Origin of the sequence: Colwellia ponticola, assembly GCF_005885605.1 — a bacterium.
GTDB lineage: Bacteria > Pseudomonadota > Gammaproteobacteria > Enterobacterales > Alteromonadaceae > Colwellia > Colwellia ponticola.
The window spans coordinates 609,465-632,539 of sequence record NZ_SZVP01000001.1; the positions used below are offsets into that span (position 1 = coordinate 609,465).

Here is a 23,075-nt window from a genome sequence, read left to right on the forward strand (position 1 = left end):
TTCCTTTTTATAGTTAATTATATTTGCTATGTCTTAGGTTAAGACGACTTTTATCACTAAACCATACGCTTAACTGACAACATAATACAACCAACACAGCAAAAAACATTAATAAGGCAAAAGGCTTAGCGCTACCATCATAAAAGAAGGCTAAAATAGGCCCTGCTAATGCGCCAATTCCCCAACGAAGTGTACCAATAACTGCCGTTACCGTACCTGAATGCTCAGGAAATTTAGTGAGAATTAATGCATCACTATTTACCGCTATCATAGAAATACTTCCCATCAGTGGAAAAATAGTCATCACGGTATACATTAATGGCAGCTGCAAAAAATTGACCACGACTAATGCGGTTGCGGCAATGGTGGCTAAGCTTAAACCAAAACGTAACATCTTTCTTGAGCCTTTACGCATAACAAAACGTGTATTAGTAAAATGTGCGGTCATTAACGCAAAAATATTTAACGCAAATAGCACACTAAAGGTGTATTCAGATACCGCAAAAACCTTTAAATACACATAAGGAATAGCGGTGATATAGGCAAAAAAGGCCAGTGCGATCATCATTGATGAAATAATATCTAATCGCGCCTCTCCATTGCTTAACACTATTTTATAACGCTGCATAAATCCCATTTGCACTGTTACTTTGCCTAATGAGCTCGCTCCTGCTGCATCAGTCACGTTAGCCGCATCTGGCAAATATTTCATCACTAACAGTAAGACAATAAAACTATAACCCGCTAATACATAAAAAATAAGCTGCCAGCTATGAGCAAGTAGCAATACACTACCAATACTGGGCGCGATCATAGGAGCTAACATCATGATCATACTGACATACGACAGTCCTTTCGCGGTATCCTTACCGTAATACTCTCGTACGGCGCCGGGTACAACAACCGTTGCCGCACTACTGACAAACGCCTGTAAAAACCTCACTGTTAAAAATTGCTCAATGTTAGCGACTAAAGTTAACAACACACTAGTAATGAAAAATCCGCCAATACCAATAAAGACTAGAGTTCGACGGGCATGCTTATCCGCCATAGGACCAAATAATATTAAGCCAAGCGCATAACCCAACAAATAAATGCTTAAGCTGTTTTGTACCATGCTCATCGGGGTATTTAAATACTCTGCTAGCGCTGGCATAGCGGGTAAGTACATATCTACCGCTAAAGGTGATACCGCTAAAATTGCCGCGAGTAAAGGTAATAATAACGCCAAAGATACCTTAAGTTGTGCCGTTGATTGGTTTATATTTTCATGCTTTATTGATTTATCACTACTGTTTAGATTAGCCTTTTCGACCTGGTGACTATTAACTTGATGAATAGCTGAATTCTTGACCGCTGAACTTGAACTTGCGCCATCATTATTTTGTGCTGTCATTAATTCCTACTATCTATGCTGTTTATAGTGTTTTTTATTTAAAAAATGCTTTTTTTTATAGCGACTGTGTAGGTTGCATTTTTATGTATTTGTAAGTGTTATTAGAACAAAATATCATTACAATGTCACTCTTACCCTAGAAGCACACTCTGATAAATAGGCACTAATGAACAATAGTTTTTTATATATAATAACGGTACTTATTTGGGGCTCAACCTGGATTGCTATTAATTATCAATTAGGCGAGGTTTCTGCTGAAGTGTCTATCTTTTATCGCTTTGGCTTGGCTGCTTTGTGCATGTTTACTTATTGTCACTTCAAGCAATTACCACTTACATTTTCTGCCAAGCAACATGGACAACTATTCTTTTTCGGCTTAACCTTATTCGGTGCTAATTATTATTTAATTTATCACGCGCAGGCGCATATTAACTCGGCGCTAACCAGTATCGCTTTTTCAACCTTGATGATGGTTAATATTATTAATGCCCGTATTTGCTTTAAAACCCATATCTCAAGTCAGGTTTATTTTGGCGGTGGGCTTGGTTTATTCGGTATTGTGACTTTATTTTGGCCGCAAATAAGTAATGTACACTTTGGTGATAGTACCTTACTAGGCTTAGGCTTATCGTTAATTGGCGTAATGCTTGCTTCTACTGGTAATATGATTTCCATTAAAAATCAACGTAGCAATATGCCGGTACTACCTGCTACGGCTTGGGGCATGATGTATGGCGCGATATTCATGGGAATTGTTGCGATGGCACAAGGTCAGCGTTTTAACTTTGCTTATACGGTTGAATATATCAGTTCATTATTATATTTATCGGTATTTGGCTCTGTTATTGCTTTTGGTTGTTATTTAACCTTGTTAGCACGCATTGGCGCACACAAAGCCTCTTACGCTACCATTATGTTTCCGGCGGTAGCTGTGGTTATTTCAAGTATTGTAGAAGGATTTGTCTGGGATAGTTATACCTTGATTGGCTTAAGCTTGATGCTAACGGGGAACTTAGTAGTGTTAGCTAAGCCAGGCGTACTTAAGCTATTTACTTTTCACTTTTTAAAAACCAGTAAAGTATAAATTAATCGTTTTAGTCATGTTAAAGCCAAGCACAAACTTGCTATAATATCGGTTATTTATGATGTCGCCAATATCCAGCTACTCGCTTGCCAAAATGTTGTAAAACGCTTGCCAAGAAGTAATGCAACGATATAGCCAAACAACTTTACAGTAATTTAGGTAACCTAATGCAACGACTAGCCCCAGCTTTACGTCAAGATAATGTCCCTCTTGATTTGATTTCATTAATAAAAACTATTTTAGCTGCCACGAAAGAAATTTCGTTTCGTGTTAGCCAAGGCCACTTAGGTGATGTGATGGGCTCAACCTTGGATGAAAATATTCAAGGCGAAGTACAAAAGAACTTAGATGTTGTTGCTAATGAGTTATTCAAAGATATTTTACTTGAATCAGGTTTTGTTAAAGCGATTTCATCAGAAGAAGAAGATCACTCGGTAGCCGGCGATGCAGAGGGCAAATATATTGTTTCTTTTGATCCGCTCGATGGTAGCTCTAACATCGATATCAACTCATTAATTGGTACTATTTTCTCAATTCATGAAGCACCTAAAGATATTGCTGCTGGTGATGATGACATGTTCAAACAAGCTGGCAACAAGCAAGTTTGTGCGGGTTACGTTTTATACGGCCCTTCAACCATGTTAGTTATGACAACCGGGAGTGGTACACATTTTTATGTATTAGACAGAACCTATGGTGGCTTCTTATTAGTAGAACGTAATGTACAAGTTCCTACTGATACTAGCGAGTTTGCTATTAACATGTCTAACCAACGTTTTTGGCAAGCACCTATGCAAGCGTACATTGATGATTTACTTGCAGGTGACACTGGTCCACGTGGTAAAAACTTTAACATGCGCTGGATAGCAGCCATGGTAGGTGATATTCATCGAGTATTATGTCGTGGTGGTATTTTTACTTACCCTGCTGATAATAAAAACCCTGAAAAACCGTATAAATTACGCTTAATGTATGAAGCTAACCCAATGGCGTTTTTACTTGAGCAAGCCGGTGGCTTAGCGATGACTAGCGAAGGACGCATTATGGATATAGAGCCAGAAAGTATTCATCAACGTGTTGAAGTGATCATGGGATCTAAAAACGAAGTTGAAAAATGCTTAAGTTACTACGCTTAACATTAACGTTTTAGTAGTCGCTCTTTAGTAGAGACAGACACAATAAAAAAGGCTTATTGTTGTAAACAATAAGCCTTTTTTATGACTAAAACGTAAATTTATAGCAAGCAGATTAAGCTCTACGTTGGCGCACCATTTCAAACAAGCAAATACCTGTTGCTACTGAAACATTTAAACTAGAGACACTGCCCGCCATGGGTAATTTGACTAGTTGGTCACAGTTCTCACGGGTTAATCGACGCATACCTTTACCTTCAGCGCCCATCACCAGTGCCATTGGTCCAGATAATTTCACATCATATAAACAAGTGTCTGTTTCTCCTGCAGTACCTACAATCCAGACACCTTGCTGTTGTAATTGCTTCATCGTTCTTGATAAGTTAGTCACTTGTACTAAGGGCACACTTTCAACCGCGCCTACCGCTACTTTACGTACCGTTGGGGTAATTTGTGCGGCATTATCTTTAGGCACTATGATAGCTTGTACACCAGCTGCATCAGCATTACGCAAACAAGCACCTAAATTATGCGGGTCGGTAACACCATCTAAAATAAGAAAGAAAGCTGGCATACCTTTTTTTTCTGCAGCAATAAGCATGTCATCAAGATCGTTTTCGGTGTAACTTTTACCCGGTCTTACTCGGGCAATGACGCCTTGGTGCTGCTCACCATCACTTTTATCATCAAGGGTTTTACGACTCGCTAATTGCGTACCAATACCGTATTTACGTGATAAGTTAATAATAGGCATCATACGTTCATCTTCACGACCTTTTAATAACCATATTTCAATAAAACGCTCGGGTGCTGCGTTCATTAACGCATTAACGGCATGAATACCAAAGACTAATTCTTCATTTTTTGCCATGTTATTTCTCTGTCTCTACATTAATCACTTAGATGATAAGCATTTACTTTGCTACTTTTTTACGGGCATTTTTTCCAGGGCGCTTTTTACGCGCACTACGTTTTTTCGCTTTACTTTTTTCTTTAGACTTTTCTTTAGGTTTGCCTTTAGATTTAGTTTTAGCATTAGCCTCACTTATTTCAGTAGCCGGCGTTGATGCTGAACGTCTAGGACTTTTAGCTTTACCTTTAGAGCTGTTTTTAGACTTGCCTTTAGTGTTACTTTGCTGGCTGTCATCACCTTCAAGTCGTAAGTCTATTTTCTTTTCATCGAGATTTACCGCGGCAACCTGTACGCGTATCTCATCACCAACACGGTATTTTTTACCGCTATTTTCACCAGTAAGGCACATGCGTACATCATCAAAATGGTAGAAATCGTGACCAAGTGAAGTAATGTGCACTAAGCCTTCAATATGTAAGTCTTGTAAACGCACAAACATACCAAAATTAGTTACCGTTGAAATCACACCAGTAAAGTTATCACCGACATGATCTTGCATAAATTCACATTTAAGCCAATCAGCAACATCGCGCGTCGCTTCATCGGCGCGCCGTTCAGTCATTGAACAATGCTCACCTAACTCAACCACTTCCTCTAAGGTATAGTCATAGCTACCTGCGTTGGCTTCATTCTTAGCTTCTTTTTCAAGAATGGCTTTAATAACTCGGTGCACCACTAAGTCAGGATAGCGACGAATAGGAGAGGTAAAGTGACTGTACGACGGTAGCGCTAAACCAAAATGCCCTTCGTTATCACTTTGATAAACGGCTTGACGCATTGAGCGTAACAACATGGTTTGAATAAGCTCTTGGTCGGGACGACCATCTACCATAGCCAAAATATCACCATAATCTCGAGGCTCTGGCTCTTCTTTTACAGCTAATGACAAACCAAGCTCATTTAAATAGGTAACAAAGTTACGGTACTTATCTTCGTTTGGTTTTTCGTGAACACGGAACAATCCGGGTTTTTGATGTTTTTCAATAAACTTGGCAGTGGCAACATTGGCCAAAATCATACATTCTTCAATGATTTTATGAGCATCATTACGAATTAATGGCACTACAGCAGAAATTTTCTTATTCTCGTTAAAAAGAAAAAGTGATTCTTGCGTTTCAAAGGCGATAGCACCACGCTTAAGGCGCGCGTCACTTAGTGCGTGATACATATGTTCTAGATTTTTTAAATCGGGTACTAGGGTCTGATATTCTTGACAAAGCGCTTCATCGCCCTCAAGAATGGCAGCTACTTTAGTATAGGTAAAGCGAGCATGAGAACGCATTACTGCTGGATAAAATTGACTACCGGTAAGCTGTCCGTCAGCACTGACGGTCATTTCACAAACCATACATAAACGATCAACATCAGGGTTAAGTGAACAAAGACCATTAGAGAGCTTTTCTGGCAGCATAGGGATAACTTGGCTAGGAAAATACACCGAGTTACCCCGTGATATAGCTTCATCATCTAAGGCAGTACCATGTTGAACATAATAACTGACATCCGCTATGGCAACCCATAAACGCCATCCACCTGACTGTTCAGGTTGACAATAAACCGCATCATCAAAGTCTCGAGCATCATCACCATCAATAGTAACGAGTGGCAGATCGCGTAAATCTTTACGTGGTAGTTTAGCTGACTCTTCAACTTCATCAGCAATACCGGCAACTTCGGCTTGTACCTCATGTGAAAATTGATGCGGTAAATCATGAGCACGTAACGCAATTTCAATCTCCATGCCTGGCGCTAAGTGATCGCCTAATACTTCAATCACCTTACCAATAGCATGTGAACGTCTAGTTGGTCTTTCTATTAATTCAACCACCACCATTTGTCCATGGCGAGCACCCATCTTCAATTTAGGGTCAATTAACACTTCTTGTTTTATTTTACTGTCTTCTGAGACGACTGAGCAAACATGATGATCAACATAAAAACGACCAACAATAGGCGCTTTTCTTGGTTCAACAACCTCAAGTATTTTAACTTCTTTACGACCTTTTCTATCGGTACGGTCAACTAAAATAGCCTGCACAGAATCACCATGAAATACTCGCTGCATTTCATGGGAAGAGATATAAAAATCTTTACCTTTTTTATCGGTTATAGAGGCATCATCTGGCGTGAAGAAACCAAAACCGTCCCGATGGCCAGTCACTGTACCTATAAGTAGGCTATTTTTCTCCGGCAAGGCGTATTGTTTGAATTTATTAAAAATTAGCTGACCACTATTTTCCATCGCACGTAAACGACGTTTCAAACCAATAAGTTGATATTCTTCATCATACTTTAGTGTTTTGACCAAGCTATTAAAGCTTGGTGGTGGCGAGCATTTTTCGATGATTGATAGCAGCAATTCGCGTGAGGCGACAGGCTGGTCATATTTTTTGGCTTCGCGTTTAGCGTGTGGATCGTTATAGGTCACTATAATGGGTCAATATTTAAGGATAACTGACGACAGTATATCATAAAGAATTAACCACTCTAACGCTTTTGCTTAATTTGTATAACGGGTTCTTTTAGCTTGTTCTACGACTTTATTTGGCATTTTACTGGCAAGTTTAGCTAATAAATCGCTAATTTGTTTATGGGTAGCTTTATCGTCAGTTAACGAATGGTGTAATTGTGAATAAAGCGCGGGATAATCTAACGGGCTACCGTAACCTTGTTCATACAAAGCAGCCAGGCGCATTTGTGCCGCTAAGTTATCTAAACTTGCCGCTGTTTTTAAATAAACAATGGCGCGATCAATATCAACCTGCATAAATTTACCAATATGATAGTAACGACCTAATTGCTCTAAACCCTCAGCTAAACCTTGGTCTGCAGCTAAGTTCATATAGTGTAGCCCTAACGGAATATCTTTTTTAACACAGATACCATAGGCGAGCATATCGCCCCACAAAAACTGGTATGAAGGCATATTAGCTTTATTAGCTCGCGCTTCAATATCTTGCACTAATTGACACTCATCAAGCACTACTTGACTTAAATGTTTGTTTTCTTTTATTAAATCAAGCAATTGGTCATCACTATAAATTTGTACTGCTTGTATGTTTTTCTGTATGGCAAATGCTGAAGAACTCAATAATAACAATAAAGAAATAAAGACCATCGATAATTGATGCATAAAAATCCTAACGAAGTTAATTGTAACGAAACCTGCCTTTACTATATCGGCAAGACAACAGTATAGATTACCGTTAATTTAAAATAACCTGTAAGCTACTAATAACTTAAGTCACTAGTGTAAATTTACTTTACTTAAGTTTAATTAATATTAAGCAATTTTAGCGCCAGCATAGCGATTATAACCATTATAGAAGCAGCTTTAGTGGCACTATAAGATTCTAAATAGTCATGGCTATGCTAATATCAACTATTATGTATTGATATAACTAAATAAAAATCCGCAGAAGCGGTAATAATACACGTTATAACATCAACGTAACTATTCTGGCTAATTGCTTTACTTAACTTATCTATGATGGTTTTAATATGCTAATTGAAAAAGATATTGCTGAATTAATTGTTGGCCATTATGTGGTGAAAATAACTCAACAAGAGGGAAACTTCTCTTTAACTGCCGCAGGACATATTAAAAGTGGTGCCGTTATCGAACTACTTAGCAGTAAAAAAGTTTATCGTGTGTTAATTGACGACAGTAAAACGCTGATAAAAAAAGCAATACCAGCACCTATGACTTTAGGTCACATTTCAGCCGATACTGCAAAGGCTCTTAGCCCTACAGAAAAAAAAACTACCCCACACCAAAAACTCCATAAAGAATTAACACAAGCAAAAGAAATTTTTAATGAATCTAAAGCGATTCAAAAAAAATTATTTGCTGATGCGCTCAGTGGCAGCACTTTACATCTATCTCCGGTCGTAGAAGTCACCAATAAATCAATCGATGCAATATTTAATAACCCAGATTCACTTGCCTGCATGTTAAATATTAGACAAAAAGACGAGTATCTCTTAGAGCACTCTGTCGCTGTGTCTATTTACATTACGCTTTTCGCACGTTATTTAGGGCTAGCAAGAGATATTATTGAACAATTATCTATGGGCGCATTTTTGCACGACATTGGTAAAATAAAAATACCCGATAATATTCTCCACAAGCCGGGTAAATTAACAGATGATGAATTTACCATTATGAAAACTCATGCAAATCATTCTATTAATATTATTAAAGCAACGCCAGGTGTTAGCACTCTTAGTCTTGAAGTGGCGGCACTACATCATGAAAAGCTCAATGGTGAGGGCTACCCTTTTCAAGTAAAAGGCGAAGATATAAGCCTGTATGGTCGTATGATTTCTATCTGTGATATTTTTGATGCATTAACCGCTACACGTGTTTACAAAGAAGGTTTTAATCACGGTAAAGCCTTTGCTATTTTACGTGAACTAGCCAAACAAGGGCAATTAGATAGCGACTTAGTTGATCATTTTATTAAATGTGTTGGGGTTTTTCCCGTGGGTTCATTAGTACTATTAAAATCAAATAAATTAGCCTTGGTAAAAGCCCGTAATGATAAAGATCCCATTAATCCGCAGGTCCATTCTTTTTATAGTGTTAACCTAAATCAATTCCTTAACAAAGAAGAAATTGATTTATCCGGGAGTGAAGATTCTATTGTCAAAGGAGTAAGAGCCGAAGAATTCGCTCTAGACATGAACAAAATTGTCGATATGTTGCTCATGGAAGGTTAATTTTCTTAAATAACAATACTTGCTTAACTCCCCTCTGCTTACAGCGTAACTGTGACTTGCGTATCTTCTTTACGACTATAATCTAGTGCATTAAGGGATCTAAATTCTTGAGCTGGCAAGAGTGAATGTAGAAACAAAAATGCCGACAATAAGTCGGCATTGGTATACTCATAGCAATTTTTACTAATGAAGTATGTTAGTAACTAGACAGAGAAAGATGAGCCACAACCACAAGTACTAGTAGCATTAGGGTTATTTACTACAAAGCGGCTGCCTTCTAAGCTTTCAAGATAATCAACTTCACCATCAACAAGGTATTGCAAACTCATTGGATCAATTACCATCATCACACCTTGTTTTTCAATGGTCATATCGCCATCGTTAACTTTTTCATCAAAAGTGAAACCATATTGAAAGCCTGAACAACCACCGCCAGTAACATAAACACGTAACTTAAGCGCTGGATTTTCTTCTTCTGTGATTAGCGAAAGGACTTTACTCGCGGCAGAGTCGGTAAATTTAATAGGTAATTCTAGATCTGACATGATGCTCTACTTAGTACAAAAAAGTACGCTAAAAAAAAGTGTTATTAATAATAATAAGACTAATTATCTTAAACCTGACTAATTTAATCAAGTATTATTCGTTACCAACATTATTCCTGTCTATATACTTTATTATATAGCTCTTTATATCATAAGGTGCTCATAGCGTTAACGCTGTTGCCTTTAGCCTTATTCACTAACTTGCCATGCTAGATTGGTTTCATTTTTGGCATATTTTTGCCAACGAGATTTAGTTAAAATGGTTGATACCACAACATTCTCAGGAGTAAAGTTGGCTGGTAAAGTAAATTCACCGCTAATCATTTGAAAATATTGAAAACTAAAGCTTACGTCTTTTTTATTTAATGCCGACACATCGGTTAGTTTCAGCTTTACTGCTTTATCGCCGCCGACTTCGTTAGCGCTCCCTTCAAACACTAAATCAATATAACCTTTACTATAACGACGTTTTAGCTGTTGCTGTAATAACGTCACTTGAAACTGGTAGGTATTAGGCTTTTTGCCTGCTTGTATTTTAAGGTCTTCAACAAATAAGCTAGTTGATTTCTTTTCGGGCGCCATGACTTTTTCATAAAAAGCTAATTGCGTTTGCAGATCAAACTTTTCTTCTGCGGCTGCTTTAAGTAAATCTTGTGCTTTTTTGTTAGCCAATTGTTCAACCGCTAATTCAACCTCTAAGGTATGAATTAATGCTATATTTTCTTCTTGTTGTTGGTAAAGTTGTTCTAGTCTTAACTTTTGCTGTTCAAGACTGGTGACTTGAAAATAATGATAATAATTTCCTAAGCGATATCCGGTAAATAAACAAAGAGCAATAACCGTTAATAACAACAAAGCCGACTTAAAAGCACCTAAACGAGCAACCACAACACCAAGATTTATTTTTTCTAACCATTTCATTTGTAAAGTATTATAATCCTGTAATGATAATATCGATCGCAGCAATAAGAAAACACTTAGCTTTACCAAATACTTCTTGGCAAATTTGCTTGCTTGCTATTATTGGTGGCTGCGCTTCAGCTTTATTGGTAGTGCTGTTTACCCTCACTATTGAAGCTATTCAACAAGTCTACCTAATAAAATCAGATAACTATAACAGTTTAGACGAGATAAGTCGTTTTGATTTGCCCATTATAGGCGCAATTCTTATCTTATTAATTGCTTGGTTTACCGGGTACAAATATTTGCGTACCGGTATTCCTTTTGTCCTGCATCGATTAAAAGTAGCGCATGGCGTTATTCCCTTTAAAAATACTATCAATCAATTTTGGGGCAGCGCCATCGCGCTAGCTTCAGGCTTTTCTGTTGGTCGTGAAGGGCCCGCTGTTCATCTTGGCGCAGCATGTAGTAGTTATTTAGGCAGTATGCTTAAACTTCCGTATAACAATATCCGTACCTTGTGTGCCTGCGGTATTGCGGCAGGTATTGCGGCAACCTTTAATACCCCAATAGCTGCAGTAATTTTTGTCATGGAAGTGATTATGCGTGAGTACAAAGCACATATTTTTATCCCTGTTATGCTCGCTGCTATTGTCGGCTCTGTAATTACCCGTAGCGTTTTTGGCACCAGTCATAGTTTTGAATATTTTCAAGTAGTGGCGCTGCAACATCCTCATTATTTCTCTTTGGCGTTATTAGCCATAGTGTTAGGAGTATTAGCGGCACTTTTTAATAAGTATTTAGTCGTTATTATTAAACAAAGTGTTAAATACCATATAGTGCCGCGCTTAATGTTAGCCGCGCTAATTACCGGTGCCTTAGGTTATTTTGTTCCTGCTGCTATGGGTACTGGCGCAAGTGCTATTGATCTTTCTTTAACCAGTAACGTATCGATAGGTTTTCTAGTAAGCTTATTAGTTGCTAAGTTATTAATGACTATGTTCGCACTAGGCTTAGGTATACCTGGCGGTATTATTGGGCCAACGTTAGGCATTGGTGCCATCGCAGGCGCTTGTGCTGGTGCAATTGTTACACAAATATTACCTGGTGAGCACCTAGGTAGTGATTTTATTTTAATGGGTATGGCTGGTTTTATGGCGGCTAGCTTAAGCGCGCCACTGGCAGCATTGCTTGCTGTTGTTGAACTATCAGGTCAGCTTGAACTCGTTTTACCTGCCATGATAGTCATTACCATTGCCAGTATTGTCTCGCGGCAGGTGTGCAAAAATGAATCTATCTTTACCATGCAATTAGATGCGCAAAACTTGCTCTATCAAAAGCCCCCCATTGAAGAATCATTACAAAACATTAGTGCTTTGGCGGTAATGAAAGATAATTTATTGATTTTAGATCAGGCAAGTACGCGCACAATGGTCGGCGAGATAATGAATAGCCATGAGTCACAATTGGTCATCAATAAAAAACCCGCTAGCCAAGCTGATATTGACCAATACGGTGCCGAGAATAGTTTTTATTGGGCACAATTGGATACAGAGCGTGTTGATACTAATACTGTTGACGTTGACGTTGACGTTGACGTTGACGTTGACAGTATTATTGCTCAAAACTTAATACTACATAAGCTTATCCCATTAAATCATCAAGTAACGTTAGCAGAAGCCTATTTAGCCTTAGTAAAGCAACGTTCAGGTGCGGTATACCTTTATCATAATGATGTTAACAACTGTATTGGTTTGGTAACATTTGAACAACTTAGAATTTATTTAGTAGAAGGACAACTCAATTAATGAGCTCATTTTTAATTAACAATATCCTCTGGCTTAAAGCCTTACATGTTAGCTTTATGGTGGCTTGGTTTGCTGGCATATTTTATTTACCACGTTTATTTGTTAACCACGCAGAAACCAAGTCAACTGAAATAGCACAACATCTTAAAGGTATGGAACGACGCTTACTTTATTTCGTCAGCCCCTTTGCTATTTTGACCCTCTTGCTTGGACTCGCTATTATTTATGCTTATGGCACTAGCTGGTTTATTGCTGCTAAATGGTTACATATCAAATTAACCTTAGTCATTGCGCTATTTATTTACCATGGCTATTGCTTCAAGCTTGTTAAGACTTTCGCCCTAGATCAAAACACACGTTCAGGACGTTTTTACCGAATTTTTAATGAAATACCTGTATTAATCTTGTTTGCCGTTATTATACTCGCTTACCTTAAACCGATGTAATATTGCGACAGTTATCATATTTGTCTTATTTTTATTGTTGGCTACGTATTACCAGCCAGCAAAAAAATAAGCACTTACCCTTTATAGCGAATGGGCTTTACCACTTTGGAGACATGATAATGAAGTACTTTTTGATGATTATTTTAGTACTATCGGTATTCTGTTCGTCAGTACAGGCCTCTAATACCTTACCATTAGCAAATTTCGTTAAACCTAAAATTGTTGGTGGTGAGTCTGCAACTCCAGGCGATTGGCCTTGGATGTCGGCTTTGATTTTTACGCAAAATAGCCTAGCAAGCTCTTTAACAGTGACGAGCAGCCAATACCTTAATGACGCGTTTTTAAATAGCCCGACAGGTACTGTTAGCGCAGCAATAGTTGACTGTGGCATCGGCGATAATTTATGCCCACTGGCTAATAATAAAATATGCTTAATTGCCCGTGGTGACATAGATTTTTCTGACAAAGCAACTAACTGTCAGGCAAGTGGCGGTATAGGAGCCATTATATATAATAATGTGGCAGGCATGATAGATGGTACCTTAGGCGAAAATTTTTTAGGGACCATACCCGTAGTCGCTATCAGTCAAACTGACGGTGCTGCTTTGCTCAATAAAGTTAATAGTATTGCCACCATCACTGTTATTGCACAACAAGCGATAGCCCAAAACGCCAGTTGCGGTGCTAGCTTTATTGGTGGTAGATGGTTACTTACAGCGGCGCATTGTGTTGAAGGTGTCAGTATTAACGAGGCCGACATTACTTTTTTAAAAGTAAAGGTCGGTGCTTATGATTTAGCTGATGATCTAAGTAAAGGCGCGGAAAGTGTCCAAGCTATAAAACGTATTTATATACATCCTGAATACAAGGTAAACACTACTTTTAATAATGATATCGCCCTAATTGAGCTTGTAGAAACCGTTAATCCTGATCAGCAAGCTATTAGCTTAGTTAATAATGCCACTAGCGAGCAATTGGCCTTAAATAATAGCGCTGTAACTGTTATTGGTTGGGGTAATATTATCCCTTACGGCCCTAAAGATGAACTGCCTGGCAATAGCCAACCTGATAAATTACAGCAAGTGGAGTTATCCTTATTAACCAATTCACAATGTAAAACTAAATTAGCGCAAGCTTATACTGAATTGGAAGGTATTACTTATTTAGCAAGCCAAGTTGGCATTACCGATAGCATGATCTGTGCTGAGTCTTTAGTTATTCAACCGCCAACTGGAGCAGCTTTAACTAACGGTAAAGGCTCATGTCAGGGTGATAGTGGCGGGCCATTAATAGTAGCAACTCATCTAGGTTGGCAACAGCTCGGTATTGTCAGCTACGGCGTTGGTTGCGGTGTCGCTGCTTTTCCTGATGTTTATACTCGCGTAGGTAACTTTACCTCGTGGATTAAGAGTATTACCACAGGAATCGCCATTGAACCTAGTTATAACTTTGCCATTACCCCACAAAATACTGCACAAACAGCACAACTCACTGTCACCAATCATAGTAATAGTAGCGCTAATCTAACCTTCAGCTTATCAGCTGAAAAACTTAGTAGTAGCGCCTTTACCTTAAATGCTGAGACTTGCAAGTTCTTAGCGGCAAAGCAAAGTTGTCAGCTACAAGTAGACTTTGATGCTAAGACTGTTGGACTGCATAAAATGAGAATTATCATCGACAGTGGGAATATTCCTTCAAGTCACAGTATTATCAGCGCACAAGCGCTTGCCGAGGATAATAACATCAACACCCAATTATCGGGTGGTTCAACAACATTACGTTGGTTTAATGGTGGCGATAAACCTTGGATACTCGATAATACCGAAGCTGCAATAAAGAGTGGTAATATTGGCAATAATCAGCAAAGTGCTGTGTTACTCAACTTTTTTGGCGCAGGTAGTTTATCCTTTGAGTGGGCCGTCTCAAGTGAAGAAAATACTAATAACACTAACGATCCTTTTGATGCCCTGTATTTAATTGTCGATGGTAAACAAGCTAGCTTTATCTCTGGCGGCGTTACGACCAATATTGATGAGGTGACTTACACTAAAGTCACGCTTGATAACTTAGCTGGTGGTGAACATAATATCACCTGGTTATATAAAAAAGATGCTGGCACCAGTGCCGGTAAAGATCAAGGTTATTTAAGAAATGTGATTTTTACGCCAAGCATAACAGCTAGTGTTCCTCCTGCTTCACCAGCGCTAGCGGAAGACGCAACAGACAATAAATCTAGCGGCGGTAGTATTTACTTTCTCTTGCTTATGTTGACTTTATTAACCTCTCGAACTCGAAGTGTTTAAACGCCCACCTAAAAAAGCCAGTTAGTGTTTTTTAGGTTAAGTCACCCTTTTTCGACGCTTAATTAACATTAACAAACTAGCTGTTTTGTGCTATATTCTTGGCAAATTTTTCACCCTTCAATGTAATAATCAAGATGATGAAATTCCAAGGCAGTCACATTCTGTCGGTATCACAATTTGACCGTGAAGCTATCGCTAAAATATTGCAAGTATCAGCGAAAATGGCTCCTTATGCGTCAAGACAAAAGCGTTGTCATGTGCTCAATGGCGCCATACTAAGTAACTTGTTTTTTGAACCAAGTACCCGTACTCGCGTAAGCTTTGGTACTGCCTTTAATTTATTGGGCGGCTTTGTCCGGGAAACAGTAGGTCAAGAAAACTCATCGCTAAGTAAAGGTGAGTCTTTATTTGATACTGCTCAAGTCATTAGTGGCTATTCTGATGTTATTGCTATGCGCCATCCACAAATGCATTCGGTAGAACAATTTGCACAAGGGAGCACAGTACCTGTAATCAACGGCGGTGACGGGGCTAATGAGCATCCAACACAAGCCTTACTTGATCTTTTTACTATCCAATCTGAAATGATGCACTTTAATAAAGGTTTAGATAATTTAGATATCGTTTTGATGGGAGACTTAAAACATGGTCGAACGGTACACTCTTTGTCAAAATTATTAAGCCTTTACAACAATGTAAAAGTCACTATGGTCGCGCCAAAAGCTTTACAAATGCCTGATAGCGTTATTTCAACCTTAAGTGATGCGGGTCATGAGGTTATCTTAACTGAAACCATGGCGGGTAATTTATCTGCTGATGTTATCTATCAAACCAGAATTCAACAAGAGCGCTTTGCCAGTAAAGATGAAGCAGACTTGTATCGTGGACACTTTAGTTTAAATAAAAGTGTTTACCAACAATATTGCCGAGAAAACACGGTGATTATGCACCCATTACCGCGTGATTCGCGCCCAGAAGCTAACGAACTTGATATCGATCTAAACGATTTAGACAACCTCGCTATTTTTAGACAAGCGCAAAATGGTGTTTTAGTCCGTATGGCACTATTTGCTTTAACCTTAGGTGTTGAAGATCAATTAACCGATTATGAAAAACCGGTAAACTGGTTTACGAATAAAAATACCTAAAGCCTATGCCTCCTATTATTAACGATTTTTTAGAAGAGAAATTATGAATAAATCTGAACAATTATTTGAACAAGCTCAAAAAATAATCCCTGGTGGTGTTAATTCCCCAGTACGCGCATTTAATGGCGTTGGCGGCACTCCTTGTTTTATAAAGCGCGCACAAGGTGCTTATATTTATGATGCTGATGATAAAGCGTATATTGATTATGTTGGTTCATGGGGACCGATGATTTTAGGCCATAATCACCCTGCTATTCTTGACGCTGTTATTAATACCGCTAAAAATGGTTTAAGTTTTGGTGCACCAACCGAACTTGAAATTACCATGGCTGAAAAAGTACGTGAATTAGTCCCCTCAATGGAATCTTTACGCATGGTTAGCTCGGGAACAGAAGCGACTATGAGCGCCATTCGTTTAGCACGTGGCTATACAGGTCGCGATAAAATATTAAAATTTGAAGGTTGTTATCACGGACATGCCGACGCTTTATTAGTAAAAGCGGGCTCAGGCGCATTAACCATGGGCGTACCAAATTCACCGGGTATTCCAGCTGATTTTGCTAAACATACCCTAACCGTTGGTTATAACAATATTGCCGAAGTAAAAGATATTTTTGCTCAATATGCTGATGAAATAGCCTGTATTATTGTTGAGCCTGTTGCGGGTAACATGAACTGTATTCCTCCTGTAGAAGGTTTCCTTGAAGGCTTACGTGAAGTCTGTGATCAATACGGCAGTGTATTAATTTTTGATGAAGTAATGACCGGCTTTCGTGTTGCTTTAGGGGGTGCCCAAGCGCTTTATAACATTAAGCCAGATTTAACTACCTTAGGTAAAGTGATTGGTGGCGGTATGCCTGTTGGCGCCTTCGGCGGTAAACAAGAAATTATGGACTATATAGCGCCTATCGGCCCTGTTTATCAAGCGGGTACTTTATCGGGTAACCCAATTGCCATGGCTGCAGGTTTAGCCTCACTCACTGAATTGGCGCAAGGTAATAAACATCAACAACTAAGCGATGCCACTGAAAAATTAGCCATGGGCTTACAAGCGGCTGCTGAACGAAATGGCGTAAGTTTAAGTGTTAACTATGTAGGTGCTATGTTTGGATTTTTCTTTACTGAAGATCAAAACCCAATTACTACTTATGCACAAGCAACACAATGTGATGCGGACATGTTTAAACGCTTCTTCCATTTAATGCTTGAGGAAGGTGTATACCTTGCGCCATCAGCTTATGAAACGGGCTTTGTCTCTACCGCTCATACTGATGAAGTTATTGAAAAAACCTTAGTGGCTGCCGATAAGTGTTTTGCTCAACTCTAGTAGAAAATCAGTGTAATAATAAGCTTTATACTTGGCTTAAAAAATAAGCTTTAGTTGCGCTAAAAAACCAAAACGCCGTCAATAATACTGACGGCGTTTTTTATATAACTATTTAGCAAAATATTAGCTTCTTAGCTTTTTGCGATGTAATTCACTCTGTAACCATTGTAATGCTTTTTGTCGACCTAAGCTTAGGCCGTTAAATATTCTCAAGTTCCAGCCATCTCGTTGACGCAGTGCCGCAACCTTTTCTACCGATTTTTGACTTTCATTATTATAGGTAACCACAGCAATCGCCGTTAAATTTTCATGTGAGGCAACACTGAGCTTGGCTTCAAATGAAAAATCATAATGATTAATTTTATTAACTAAAATTGTATAGTTATCCGTGAGGTTTTTAGCGACAAACTGTTCATACTCTTCAGCCATTTCTAAAGATATCAAAACATTAGCGTCAATAATAATTTCTGCTAAATTTTCATTTAACAAATTTACTTGCGCAAAACTCAGTTGATGTTTGATCATAATGCTATACCTTATAAAGAGCTTTATAAAAAACCTTAAAGAAAATGATCAAATAATTGCACCGTTACTTTTTCACCCGCCGCTACTCTACCCTGCTCACTTGGGAGTATAATAAAGCAGTTAGCACGCGCTAAGCTCGATAAAATACCAGAGCCCTGCGCACCGGTTGAATCGACAACATTTTCACCTAAGTCATTAACGCTAAAGACCGCACGTTGAAAATCCATCCGCCCCGGCGATTTATACAAGTCGTTACTGCAGGTAGCCGTTAACTGCGTTCGCTGTAAAGGTTGTGCATTTTGCATTTTAGTAAGTGCCACCAAGGCTAATTGATGAAAAGTAACTAAGGCTGAAACAGGGTTACCCGGCAAACCAAAAAAAACGCTATTAGCTAACTTGCCAAAAGCAAAAGGTTTTCCTGGCTTCATTGCTATTTTCCAAAAGCCAATTTCGCCTAACTCATCTAGCACTGTTTTAGTATAGTCGGCATCACCAACCGAAACCCCACCAGAAGAAATAACCGCATCGGCCTGTTCATCAGCGCTAACAAAAGCGGCTTTTATTGCCTCAAAATCATCAGTAATAATGCCAAAGTTAATCACCTCAACATGCAGTTTTGCAAGCATAGCAGCTAACACAAAACTGTTAGATTCATAAATATCGCCAACGCGTAATGCTTGCCCTGGCAACTTAAGCTCATCGCCAGTAGCAATTAAGGCAACTTTTAATTTACGATAAACCACTACCTCAGCAATACCTAAAGAAGCCAATACGCCAATACTAACCGCAGTAAGTTTGTCACCAGAGTGCATTACCTGTTGGCCATGCTTTATATCTTCACCAGCATGTCGCACATGTGAACCAAGACGCTTTTCTTGTAAGAAGGTGATGCGTTCACCCTCAACGGTGACATTTTCTTGCATCTCTACAGAATCACAACCGTCAGGCATTTTAGCGCCGGTCATAATGCGAATACACTCTCCAGGCTGGCATTGTCCCTGAAAGGGCACTCCCGCCATAGAGCGACCAACCAGCGTTAAGGTTTTGCTTTGCGATAAACTATCAAGTGCAAAAGCATAACCGTCCATAGCTGAATTATCGTGAGGAGGCACATTTAAAGGGCTAGCAATATCTTGCGCTAATACATAGTGTAATGCTTGCTCAATAGGTAACGTTAATGTTTCAGTTATCGGGGAGACTTGCGTTAGCATATTGGCTAAAGCTTGTTCAAAAGGTAAAAGCCCTGGAGCCGTGCAACAATCAGACATAAAAACTCACTTATTATACATTGACGTACTTAGTTAATACGCTTCACTTAAATTAACTTATCACTAAAATTATTTCATTACACTTAGCGCATTAAGGATAGTATCGCTTAAGTACCAATAACATTAATAGTGCTATTACTGTTGTTTTCTTGATTATAATCAAAAAAGTGAGCCAACAAAAAATTTACCACTTATCTTAAGAGTGATATATACTATTTTTTGAACACTATTTTTATAACACCGAGCTATCACAGCTAACTTTACTTTATTTTTGTTTAAAATACGGCAGCTTATGCCAATTTATCCGAAGTATTCATGTTGTGCTATGCCGTAACTAAGCGTATTTAATATGCCTTAGTTACCAGGGTTAACAAGGAAACACGTTAGCCTCCCGACATTTGGAAAGGTGACATGCTAACAGACAATTTTGGCCGAAGGTTTTCATACCTGCGCCTATCAATTACCGACGTGTGCAATTTCAGTTGCACTTACTGCTTGCCTGATGGTTATCAGTGCGACCAACCGCGTGACTTTTTATCACTCACTGAAATTCAGCGTATCGCGACAGCGTTTGCCGAATTAGGTACTGAAAAGATCCGTATTACTGGTGGTGAACCCGCCCTACGTAAAGACCTACCTGACATTATTCGTCTTTGTAAGGAAACCGCTGGTATCAAAAAAGTGGCTATTACCAGCAATGGTTTTAAGTTACCTGAACATTTACCTCAGTGGTTAGATGCTGGTATTGATGCCATTAATATCAGTATCGACAGTTTAGATCCTAGAAAATTTCATGCCATAACAGGGCACGATAAGCTAGAAACTATTCTTAAAGGCATTGATATGGCGGTCGCTGATGGTAGAGCCTCAGTCAAAGTTAATACGGTACTTATGCGTGAGTATAGCGGTAAGGATATTCAAAGCTATCTTAACTGGCTAAAAGATACGCCTATTACTTTACGTTTTATTGAGTTAATGCAGACAGGTGATAATAAAGAGTTTTTTGATGCGCAACATGTACAAGGTGCCCGCATTAAACAAAACTTAATTCTTGATGGTTGGCTTCCGGTTATTCAACATAAATCCGCAGGCCCCGCACAAGAATTTTACCACCCTGATTATCAAGGCAAAGTTGGTTTGATCATGCCTTACTCTAAAGATTTTTGTAATAGTTGTAACCGCTTGCGCATTAGCTCTAGTGGTAAGTTACATTTATGTTTATTTGGTGATGAAGGCTTGTCATTACGCGAAGAATTACAAAGTGATGACAGTGCCCCTTTACAAGCCAAGATCGTCTCGTTATTAGGCGATAAAAAAGCCACTCACTTTTTACATGAAAAGTTAACGGGTGCCACCAAACACCTAGCTATGCTTGGAGGTTAACAATGACTGTGCAAGCCATCGATTGTTTAGGTGTAGTGCTTGCGGGTGGTTTATCCTCTCGCATGGGGCAAGATAAAGCTAAGTTACAACGTCAATTTAGCAGCGCTTCGCCTAAAAATTGGCCTAGCACTACGTCTGCTCAGAGCATGAGTAGACTTAGCATGCTCGACTTTTCTAAACAGTTACTAAGTGATGCTGGTATAAAAAACATTGTCGTTAGTGGCGATAATCATCAAATTCCAGATTGCGTTGCCCAAGCGGGGCCTGTTGGTGGCATTTATAGTGTCCTTGCGCATTACCTTGCAAATAGTCCTGAACATTTACAACCAAAAGCCTTTCTAATATTACCGGTTGATTTACCGCTCATGACCGCCCAAGCGCTAGCTGAGCTTAAACTTAAAGGGCAACTTAGTAATAAAGCGACTTTTTTCAGTGATAGTCAAAACCACCATCACCATATCCCTTTGTATTTGCCTAATAATGCTTTTTTACAGCTTTTTTTAAAGCAAGCATTCCAACAAGAGAATGTACTAACGGGTAGTAAAAGTAAGGCTATCAATAGTAACAATAACAAAAAAAATGGCCCTTCCGTGAGAGCGATGTTAAAAAATGTACCTCATCAAGCCGTTGCTAGTTTAAATAATAAGCTACTTTTTAACACAAATACGCCAGAGCAATGGCAACAAGCACAGCAAAAGTTTTAGTTTTAGCATTAAAATACCATCACCATTTTAAATAAAATATGTAGTAAAGGATAAACCTATGTCAGCACATGGCGGCAACACCTTCGTTGCCTTAAATATCGCCGTTTTAACGGTATCAGATACACGCAGCGAAGCAAATGACACCTCAGGTCAAGCATTGGTTGAGCGCTTAACACAAGCAGGTCACCACTTAGCAGATAAAGCGATTGTCATTGATGATGTTTATCAGTTACGTGCGCAGGTATCAAAATGGATAGCAGATGATAATATTCACGCTATTATTTCTACTGGTGGTACCGGTTTTACTAGTCGTGATAATACCCCTGAAGCCTTAACGCCATTATTTGATAAAGCCATTGAAGGTTTTGGTGAAGTCTTTCGTCATGTGTCATTACTCGAAATTGGTACATCAACAATACAGTCACGCGCTTTTGGCGGCATTGCCAATAAAACCGTTGTACTTTGTGTACCTGGTTCAACTAATGCCTGTAAAACTGCCTGGGATAAAGTGATTAAAGAACAGCTAGATGCTAGTCATCGCCCGTGTAACTTTGTGCCCCACCTAAATACATCAGCTGAATCGTCTATCAATAAAACATCGTCAACGGTAGATAAATGTGAGACACGCGGCTAATGACTAATGCAACAGATAAGCAACCTACGCTAAGTCACCTTAATCAACAAGGTGAAGCGAACATGGTTGATGTTACCGACAAAGCCATGACTTCTCGTACAGCGACCGCGCAAGGCTTTATTAAAATGAACCGAGCGACGTTTGAGTTAATTACCACAGGTAAGCATAAAAAAGGTGATGTGTTTGCGGTAGCCCGTATTGCTGGTATTCAAGCAGCTAAAAAATGCAGTGACTTAATTCCTTTATGTCATCCTTTAATGCTGAGTAAAGTGCAAGTAGACTTCACTCTTGATAGTGAAAACAGTCAAGTGCAGGTGACTAGCTTATGCCGTTTAACCGGGCAAACTGGCGTTGAAATGGAAGCATTAACGGCTGTTTCTATCGCGTGCTTAACCTTGTTTGATATGTGTAAAGCCGCTGATCCTGCCATGATGATCCACGGTATTGAGGTGTTAACTAAAACAGGCGGTAAGTCGGGTCACTGGCAAAGCCCATCAAATTAACTTAAGCTAACGGGTCAAACTTAGCTCAAGTTAAATTAAGTTAAGTTAACTTAAATCCTGAAATGAAATTTAAGAGAAATGTTATGATTAATGTTGTATTTTTTGCTGCATTACGAGAACAACTTGGCTGTGCGCAGCTGTCACTAGCCGCAGATGACGTAAAAACAGTTGATGATATTAAGCGATTATTATGTGAAAAAAATGAACAATGGCAACAAACATTCGCGAATACCTCACTGTTATCTGCGGTAAATCATGACATGGTCGACGGTGATCACTTAGTTAAGCCGGGTGATGAAGTTGCTTTTTTCCCACCGGTAACGGGCGGCTAAG

General features: G+C 38.9%; 21 protein-coding genes and 1 riboswitch. Of the genes, 13 read left to right on the top strand and 8 right to left on the bottom strand.

Annotated features, from left to right (window positions below):
- Positions 1-13: 13 nt before the first annotated feature.
- Positions 14-1,396, bottom strand: coding sequence for a multidrug effflux MFS transporter (locus FCS21_RS02560; RefSeq protein WP_138620394.1), 1,383 nt, complete (start codon positions 1,394-1,396; stop codon positions 14-16).
- Positions 1,397-1,562: 166 nt separating this feature from the next.
- Between FCS21_RS02560 and FCS21_RS02565 the strand changes: the two genes are divergently transcribed.
- The gene (locus FCS21_RS02565) at positions 1,563-2,480 is read left to right on the top strand and encodes a DMT family transporter (protein ID WP_138620395.1); all 918 of its coding nucleotides are present in this window, start codon (positions 1,563-1,565) and stop codon (positions 2,478-2,480) included.
- Between the two features lie 167 nt (positions 2,481-2,647).
- A complete protein-coding gene (locus FCS21_RS02570; protein ID WP_138620396.1) occupies positions 2,648-3,616 on the top strand; it encodes a class 1 fructose-bisphosphatase in 969 nt (322 codons plus the stop codon).
- Between the two features lie 112 nt (positions 3,617-3,728).
- On the opposite strand, the gene rlmB is transcribed toward FCS21_RS02570, so the two are convergent.
- The 3 genes from rlmB to FCS21_RS02585 all read right to left on the bottom strand — a co-directional run bounded on the left by rlmB (position 3,729) and on the right by FCS21_RS02585 (position 7,659).
- Positions 3,729-4,484: a 23S rRNA (guanosine(2251)-2'-O)-methyltransferase RlmB gene (gene rlmB, locus FCS21_RS02575; RefSeq protein ID WP_138620397.1), complete on the bottom strand. Its 756-nt coding sequence runs from the start codon at positions 4,482-4,484 to the stop codon at positions 3,729-3,731.
- Between the two features lie 43 nt (positions 4,485-4,527).
- Entirely contained in the window at positions 4,528-6,954 is a 2,427-nt protein-coding gene (gene rnr, locus FCS21_RS02580) for a ribonuclease R (RefSeq protein WP_138620398.1), read from the bottom strand.
- A 72-nt stretch (positions 6,955-7,026) separates the two neighbouring features.
- Positions 7,027-7,659, bottom strand: coding sequence for a tetratricopeptide repeat protein (locus FCS21_RS02585; protein ID WP_138620399.1), 633 nt, complete (start codon positions 7,657-7,659; stop codon positions 7,027-7,029).
- A gap of 368 nt (positions 7,660-8,027) precedes the next feature.
- Here FCS21_RS02585 and FCS21_RS02590 point away from each other — a divergent pair, with 368 nt between their 5' ends.
- Entirely contained in the window at positions 8,028-9,248 is a 1,221-nt protein-coding gene (locus FCS21_RS02590) for an HD-GYP domain-containing protein (RefSeq protein ID WP_138620400.1), read from the top strand.
- Between the two features lie 203 nt (positions 9,249-9,451).
- Here the strand turns inward: FCS21_RS02590 and erpA are convergent, their stop codons facing one another.
- Positions 9,452-9,793, bottom strand: coding sequence for an iron-sulfur cluster insertion protein ErpA (gene erpA, locus FCS21_RS02595; RefSeq protein WP_138620401.1), 342 nt, complete (start codon positions 9,791-9,793; stop codon positions 9,452-9,454).
- A gap of 189 nt (positions 9,794-9,982) precedes the next feature.
- Positions 9,983-10,714, bottom strand: a complete 732-nt coding sequence (locus tag FCS21_RS02600) for a DUF6776 family protein (RefSeq protein ID WP_138620402.1) — start codon at positions 10,712-10,714, stop codon at positions 9,983-9,985.
- 23 nt (positions 10,715-10,737) lie between these two features.
- Here FCS21_RS02600 and FCS21_RS02605 point away from each other — a divergent pair, with 23 nt between their 5' ends.
- The 5 genes from FCS21_RS02605 to hemL all read left to right on the top strand — a co-directional run bounded on the left by FCS21_RS02605 (position 10,738) and on the right by hemL (position 17,725).
- Positions 10,738-12,501 carry a chloride channel protein gene (locus FCS21_RS02605; RefSeq protein WP_138620403.1) on the top strand — a complete coding sequence of 588 codons (1,764 nt, stop codon included), beginning with the start codon at positions 10,738-10,740 and terminating at the stop codon, positions 12,499-12,501.
- Entirely contained in the window at positions 12,501-12,947 is a 447-nt protein-coding gene (locus FCS21_RS02610) for a CopD family protein (protein WP_171035614.1), read from the top strand. Before FCS21_RS02605 ends, FCS21_RS02610 begins: the two co-directional genes overlap by 1 nt.
- Before the next feature lie 119 nt (positions 12,948-13,066).
- The gene (locus tag FCS21_RS02615; protein ID WP_138620404.1) at positions 13,067-15,250 is read left to right on the top strand and encodes a trypsin-like serine protease; all 2,184 of its coding nucleotides are present in this window, start codon (positions 13,067-13,069) and stop codon (positions 15,248-15,250) included.
- Between the two features lie 137 nt (positions 15,251-15,387).
- Entirely contained in the window at positions 15,388-16,398 is a 1,011-nt protein-coding gene (locus FCS21_RS02620; protein WP_138620531.1) for an aspartate carbamoyltransferase, read from the top strand.
- 43 nt (positions 16,399-16,441) lie between these two features.
- A complete protein-coding gene (gene hemL / locus FCS21_RS02625) occupies positions 16,442-17,725 on the top strand; it encodes a glutamate-1-semialdehyde 2,1-aminomutase (protein WP_138620405.1) in 1,284 nt (427 codons plus the stop codon).
- A gap of 123 nt (positions 17,726-17,848) precedes the next feature.
- On the opposite strand, the gene FCS21_RS02630 is transcribed toward hemL, so the two are convergent.
- Together FCS21_RS02630 and moeA are read right to left on the bottom strand one after the other, a co-directional pair.
- The gene (locus FCS21_RS02630) at positions 17,849-18,250 is read right to left on the bottom strand and encodes a hypothetical protein (RefSeq protein WP_138620406.1); all 402 of its coding nucleotides are present in this window, start codon (positions 18,248-18,250) and stop codon (positions 17,849-17,851) included.
- Between the two features lie 35 nt (positions 18,251-18,285).
- Positions 18,286-19,518, bottom strand: coding sequence for a molybdopterin molybdotransferase MoeA (moeA, locus tag FCS21_RS02635; RefSeq protein ID WP_138620407.1), 1,233 nt, complete (start codon positions 19,516-19,518; stop codon positions 18,286-18,288).
- A 226-nt stretch (positions 19,519-19,744) separates the two neighbouring features.
- A riboswitch (molybdenum cofactor riboswitch) is annotated at positions 19,745-19,943 on the top strand.
- Between moeA and moaA the strand changes: the two genes are divergently transcribed.
- The 5 genes from moaA (at position 19,930) to moaD (ending at position 23,074) form a co-directional block, all read left to right on the top strand.
- Positions 19,930-20,901, top strand: coding sequence for a GTP 3',8-cyclase MoaA (gene moaA, locus FCS21_RS02640; RefSeq protein ID WP_138620408.1), 972 nt, complete (start codon positions 19,930-19,932; stop codon positions 20,899-20,901). Its footprint overlaps the riboswitch before it by 14 nt.
- A gap of 2 nt (positions 20,902-20,903) precedes the next feature.
- Positions 20,904-21,605: a molybdenum cofactor guanylyltransferase gene (gene mobA, locus FCS21_RS02645; protein WP_138620409.1), complete on the top strand. Its 702-nt coding sequence runs from the start codon at positions 20,904-20,906 to the stop codon at positions 21,603-21,605.
- Positions 21,606-21,663: 58 nt separating this feature from the next.
- Complete coding sequence (gene moaB, locus FCS21_RS02650) at positions 21,664-22,239, top strand: molybdenum cofactor biosynthesis protein B (RefSeq protein ID WP_138620410.1); 576 nt, start codon at positions 21,664-21,666, stop codon at positions 22,237-22,239.
- A complete protein-coding gene (gene moaC, locus FCS21_RS02655) occupies positions 22,239-22,742 on the top strand; it encodes a cyclic pyranopterin monophosphate synthase MoaC (protein WP_138620411.1) in 504 nt (167 codons plus the stop codon). The genes moaB and moaC overlap by 1 nt, the downstream gene beginning before the upstream one ends.
- 83 nt (positions 22,743-22,825) lie before the next feature.
- Positions 22,826-23,074: a molybdopterin converting factor subunit 1 gene (gene moaD / locus FCS21_RS02660; protein ID WP_138620412.1), complete on the top strand. Its 249-nt coding sequence runs from the start codon at positions 22,826-22,828 to the stop codon at positions 23,072-23,074.
- Position 23,075: the final 1 nt, after the last annotated feature.